General features: G+C 69.1%; 4 protein-coding genes and 1 pseudogene. 2 read left to right on the top strand and 3 right to left on the bottom strand.

Features of this window, described 5'->3' with window-relative positions; all coding sequences use genetic code 11:
• From VH969_RS03515 to VH969_RS03505, 3 genes and pseudogenes are all read right to left on the bottom strand, one after another.
• Nucleotides 1-141, bottom strand: a pseudogene (locus VH969_RS03515) (acyl-CoA thioesterase); the annotation flags it as partial.
• 202 nt (nucleotides 142-343) lie between these two features.
• Nucleotides 344-772: an SgcJ/EcaC family oxidoreductase gene (locus tag VH969_RS03510; protein ID WP_331970230.1), complete on the bottom strand. Its 429-nt coding sequence runs from the start codon at nucleotides 770-772 to the stop codon at nucleotides 344-346.
• A gap of 32 nt (nucleotides 773-804) precedes the next feature.
• The gene (locus VH969_RS03505; protein ID WP_414638422.1) at nucleotides 805-1,983 is read right to left on the bottom strand and encodes an acyl-CoA dehydrogenase family protein; all 1,179 of its coding nucleotides are present in this window, start codon (nucleotides 1,981-1,983) and stop codon (nucleotides 805-807) included.
• A 261-nt stretch (nucleotides 1,984-2,244) separates the two neighbouring features.
• Here VH969_RS03505 and VH969_RS03500 point away from each other — a divergent pair, with 261 nt between their 5' ends.
• Entirely contained in the window at nucleotides 2,245-3,489 is a 1,245-nt protein-coding gene (locus VH969_RS03500) for an acyl-CoA dehydrogenase family protein (protein WP_331970227.1), read from the top strand.
• A gap of 15 nt (nucleotides 3,490-3,504) precedes the next feature.
• Nucleotides 3,505-5,052: a 4-hydroxyphenylacetate 3-hydroxylase family protein gene (locus VH969_RS03495; RefSeq protein WP_331970224.1), complete on the top strand. Its 1,548-nt coding sequence runs from the start codon at nucleotides 3,505-3,507 to the stop codon at nucleotides 5,050-5,052.
• Nucleotides 5,053-5,225 lie beyond the last annotated feature (173 nt).

Genomic DNA, 5,225 nt, shown 5'->3' with positions numbered 1-5,225 from the left:
CAGCACATCGGGTGCCTCCTCGGTGAGGAACCGCTCCCGGCAGTGCCCCTGCCAACGCAGGTAGTTCGTGTAATACACGTTCCCGACGAAGTTCGTCTCCTCGAACCCCACCCGATGCCGAAGCTCGTAGTACCCAGACATTCCCGCAGCCTCTCCTCTCCCGCCAGCACGGCGAGCCGGCACAATTCGGGTCGGCCAAACGCTCGCATGCATTTCAAGCATGAATTACCGCCGGCCCCGTTCCCCACTCCGGCCGTGCTCTGGCCGGAGAAACCGCATCCCCGAACAAATGTGGGCCGTTGTCCGTTTGGAAAACGAACAGCGGCCCACTCGCGCTGCCGGGTCAGGCGGCGCGGCCGGCGCCCGCGCCGGCCGCGGCGTCGTACCGCGGGCTGTTCTGGTACGCCGCCAGGCGCCACTGGCCCTCCCGCCGAACCACCAGCCACGAGGCACGGATCGCGCCCTCCGCCGAGACCTCGGTCTCACCGGGCTCCAGGACGCCGCCGCTGCTGAGCAGGATCGCCGTGTCCGGGCCGAGGGACCGGATGCTGATCGGCTTGCCGGTCACCTGGGTACCCTTGTACTTGCCCTCGAACGCCTGCGCGAAGTAGTCGCGGATCTCGTCGCGACCGTTGCAGAACACGCCGGCGAGGATCAGGGTGCCGTCCTCGACGAACAGGTCGGCGATCGTCTCCGCCTCCCCGTATGCCCACCCCGTCACCATTCGCTGCGTCAGGGCGCCGATCGCGGCCTGGTCCGAACTGGCGGTCATGCTGCCTCCTTGTATCCGTGCGCGGCGCCGGACTAGATGTAGAGCGTGTTGGGCTCGAGGCCGCACAGGACCCGGCCGTACAGCTCGATATTCGTGTTCGGGTGCATCAGGGCGTGCAGGTTGACCGCCTGGATGTCCCGGTTGATCCGCTGGATGGGGATGCCCTTGTAGATCGAGGATCCGCCGCTGGCCGTGGCGAGGATGTCGATGGCCTCCTTCGCCAGCCGCACCACCGCGCCGACGTCCGCGCGTGACCTGGCGCGCTCCTCGAGCTTCCACTCGGTACCCTCTGCCGACTTCGTGTCCACCAGCGTCGCCAGCCGCTGCGCGTGGAACTCGGCCTCGTCGATCTTCATGGTCGCCTCCGCCACCTGGTGGTGCGTGATCGGCGCCTCGCGCTGGCTCTCGTAGCCGGTGTAGGTGATCTTGCGGTCGGGCAGCCGCTTGAGGAAGAGCTCCCGTGCGCCCCTGGCCATGCCGACGATCGTGCCGACCGACGCCGCGGCGGCGGCCGGCAGGAGCGGCGCGCTGTACACCGGCGAGCCGGCGTTGCGCTTGGAAACTCCTTGGCCGGCAAGGACGGCCGGCAGCGGCAGGACGCGCTCCTGCGGGACGAACAGGTCCTTCGCCACCGTGCTCACGCTGCCGGTGGCACGCAGGCCCGAGGTGTCCCAGTCGTCCACGACCAGCAGGTCCGACATCGGCACGAGGGCCATGATCGGGTACGGCTCACCGTCCGGCGGGACCAGGATCGCGATGATCTCCTGCCAGTGCGCGTGGTGAGCGCCGCTGATGAACCCCCACTTGCCGTTCACCACCACGCCGCCGTCGACCGGGGCGGCCATCCCGGACGGGCTCAGCGTGCCGCACACCCGGACGTCCGGGGTGGCGAACACCTCGTCCTGCACCTCGTCCGGGAACTGGCAGGTCATCCAGGTCGGGATCCAGTACACCGAAGCCACCCACGATGTGGACCCGCACCCCTGGCCCAGCTCGGTGCCGACGTCGACCAGCGTGCGATTGTCCACTTCGTACCCACCGAAGTGCTTGGGCCGCCGCAACCTGAACACGCCGGCGTCCGCGAGGGCCTCGATCGTCTCGTCGTGCAGCCGGCGGTTCTCCTCGGCCCAGGACGCGTGCTTTCGCAGGAGCGGGACCAAATCCGACGCCTTGCGCACGAGCTCCTCGCGCGTCGGGATCGTGGTAGCCAAGATATCCTCCAAAGGAACGGGCGAGAACGAACACCAAGTCGCGCGAGGCCGGGCCGGCGTCCACGGATATTCCGGTTCGAGACTGCCCCGGCAGGCCAGATCGCGCATCTTCTGCTTTGCGGGCCGGGCGTTTTGTGTTCGAAGGCCCGCCGCGCCGTCACGGCCTTTCCCGCAAACACCGCATTCCCAAGGATGTCGGCTCCCGAACACCGGTGTGATCCTCGAGGCTGACCCAGGTTCGCCGGAAAGGATGACCAGGACATGACAGCCGCCAGGAGCGTGCCAGCAGACGGCTACCCGTCCCCTCCAGAGCCGGGGCTGACGGCGGAGGAGGTCGTGGCCCGCGCCGAGCGGATCGCGGCGACCCTCGTCGACCGGCAGGCGGAGACCGAGCAGCGCGGGTACTACGGGCTGGACACGCACAACGAGTTCCTCAGTGCGGGCCTGTACCGCCTCCTCGTGCCGCGGCGGTACGGCGGCTACGAGTTCGGTCTCGGCACCTACCTGCGGGTCGTGTCCGCGCTTGCCCGCGGCTGCCCGTCGACGGCGTGGATGTACACCTTCGGTGCGGCACACGCGCACATCGCCGGCTCGCTGTTCGACGAGTCGGCGCAGGACGAACTCTTCGCCGGGGGCGACTTCATCTGCCCGGCCACGGTGGCGCCGGTCGGGTTCGCCGAGCGGGCCGAGGACGGCGGCTGGATCATCGACGGCGTCTTCGGCTACAGCTCGGGCTCGCCCTACGCCACCCACTTCATCGGCCACACGCTGGTGGCGGGTGCCGACGACGAGCCGCCCGCGCCGATGATGTTCGTCGTGCCGCGCGACCAGTGGCAGCGGCTGGACGACTGGGGCGCGCAGCTCGGCCTGAAGGGCAGCGGGTCGCACAGCGTCAAGATCGAGAAGGCGCACATCCCCGCGAACTTCGCGCTGCCCGGCACGCACATGGGGCTGACGACGGTGGAGAGCGGCACCGTCGGGCGCGAGCTGCACGGCAACGCCCTGTACGGCGGCGGGGTGCTGAGCATGGTGCAGTTCCAGCTCGGCGCGCTCGCGGTCGGCATGGCCTCGGGCGCCCTCGACGCGTTCGCGGAGTTGATGCGCACCCGCAAGACGATCTTCCCGCCGATCACGCTCCGCGCCGAGGACCCGGACTACCAGCTCCACTACGGCGAGGCGGCCGGCCGGATCGCCGCCGCGCAGGCGGCGCTCGCGGACGCCGCCCGCCAGTGGACGCAGGCGGCGGAGAACGGCCCGGCGACGTTCACCCGTGAGGTCGACCTGCGCCTGTCCATGATCAGCCGCGAGGCCGTCCGGGGATCCTGGAGCGCGGTGTCCGAGCACCTGTTCCCGACCGCCGGCTCCAGCTCCGTGCGGGCCGGGGCGCGCATCGAGCGGGTCTGGCGCGACATGTCGACCCTGCACAGCCATGCCGGCGTGAGCATCTTCCTGGCGAGCGTCGCCAACCGGGAGCTTGCCAAGCTGGTCTTCGACGTGGCGAGCTGAGCGATGGGTGAACCGATGACCGAACCGACCCGGCCGCTCACCGGCGCCGAATACGTCGACAGCCTGCGCGACGACCGCGAGATCTACCTCTACGGCGAGCGCGTGAAGGACGTGACCGAGCATCCGGCGTTCCGCAACCCGGTCCGGATGACCGCCCGGCTCTACGACGCGCTCCACGATCCCGATCACCGCGACGTGCTGACCACGGCCACCGACGCCGGTGGCCCGGGCGGCTACACCCACCGCTTCTACACCACGCCGCACAGCGCCGACGACCTCGTCGCCGACCAGCAGGCCATCGCCGCGTGGGCGCGGATGAGCTACGGCTGGATGGGCCGTAGCCCCGACTACAAGGCGTCGTTCCTCGGCACGCTCGGCGCGAACGCCGACTTCTACAGCCCGTTCGCGGACAACGCGCGGCGCTGGTACCGGGAGTCACAGGAGAAGGTCCTGTACTGGAACCACGCGATCGTGCACCCGCCGGTCGATCGGGACCGGCCACCGGACGAGGTCGCCGACGTGTTCGTCCACGTGGAACGCGAGACCGACAACGGGCTGATCGTCAGCGGAGCGAAGGTCGTGGCGACCGGATCGGCGCTGACCCACTACAACTTCATCGCCCACTACGGACTGCCGATCAAGGATCGCAAGTTCGCCCTCGTGGCCACCGTGCCGATGGGTGCCCGCGGGATGAAACTGATCTGCCGACAGTCCTACACGGCCGCCACCGCGCTGACCGGGAGCCCGTTCGACTACCCCCTGTCGTCCCGGCTGGACGAGAACGACACCATTCTGGTGCTGGACAAGGTTCTCATTCCCTGGGAGAACGTGTTCATCTACGGTGACGTCGCCAAGGTCGGCATGTTCACGGGTCAGTCGGGTTTCATCGAGCGGTTCACCTTCCACGGCTGTACCCGGCTCGCGGTGAAGTTCGAGTTCCTCGCCGGCCTGCTGGCCAAGGCGCTGGAGATCACCGGGGTCAGCGACTTCCGCGGTGTCCAGACACGGCTCGGCGAGGTGCTCGCCTGGCGGAACCTGTTCTGGGCGTTCTCCGACGCGGCCGCTCGCAACCCGGTGCCGTGGCGCAACGGGGCGGTGCTGCCCAACCCGCGCTACGGCATGGCGTACCGGTGGTTCTCCCAGCTCGGCTACGCACGGATCCGCGAGATCGTCCTGCAGGACGTCGCGAGTGGACTGATCTACCTGAACTCCAGCGCGAAGGACTTCCAGAACCCGGACGTCCGGCCGTATCTGGACAAGTACCTACGCGGCTCGCACGGCGTCGACGCGGTCGAGCGGGTGAAGGTGATGAAACTCCTGTGGGACGCGGTCGGCACCGAGTTCGGCGGCCGCCACGAGCTCTACGAGCGCAACTACGCGGGCAACCATGAGAACACCCGGGTCGAGCTGCTGTTCGGGCAGCTGGGCGACGGGCAGCTGGACGGGTACAAGGACCTCGTGGACCAGTGCCTGGCCGAGTACGACCTGGACGGCTGGCGGGTTCCCGATCTCACCTCCTTCAGCGATCTGGCCGAGGTCAGCCGGGGCCTGCTGGGTGGCTGACCACGGGGCCGGCCGGATGGCGACTCGGCGGTGCCCGGCATCGGTGTCGATGCCGGGCACCTTCGTCACGGTTGAACGGACACAGTTGTCCGGACGACAGAAGCCCGCGGCGTGGAGCCGCGGGCTTCGTCGTTTCCTCAGCCGGTCAGCCAGGCACCGGCGCCGGCGCGGAC

Origin of the sequence: Actinophytocola sp. (assembly GCF_036555685.1) — a bacterium.
In the GTDB taxonomy this organism is placed as follows: domain Bacteria; phylum Actinomycetota; class Actinomycetes; order Mycobacteriales; family Pseudonocardiaceae; genus Actinophytocola.
This window is presented reverse-complemented; position numbering and strand designations above follow the sequence as displayed.

Coding starts and splice junctions, on each gene's coding strand:
- VH969_RS03495 (WP_331970224.1), top strand. CDS start 3,505: ATGACCGAACCGACCCGGCCGCTCACCGGCGCCGAATACGTCGACAGC.
- VH969_RS03510 (WP_331970230.1), bottom strand. CDS start 772: ATGACCGCCAGTTCGGACCAGGCCGCGATCGGCGCCCTGACGCAGCGA.
- VH969_RS03500 (WP_331970227.1), top strand. CDS start 2,245: ATGACAGCCGCCAGGAGCGTGCCAGCAGACGGCTACCCGTCCCCTCCA.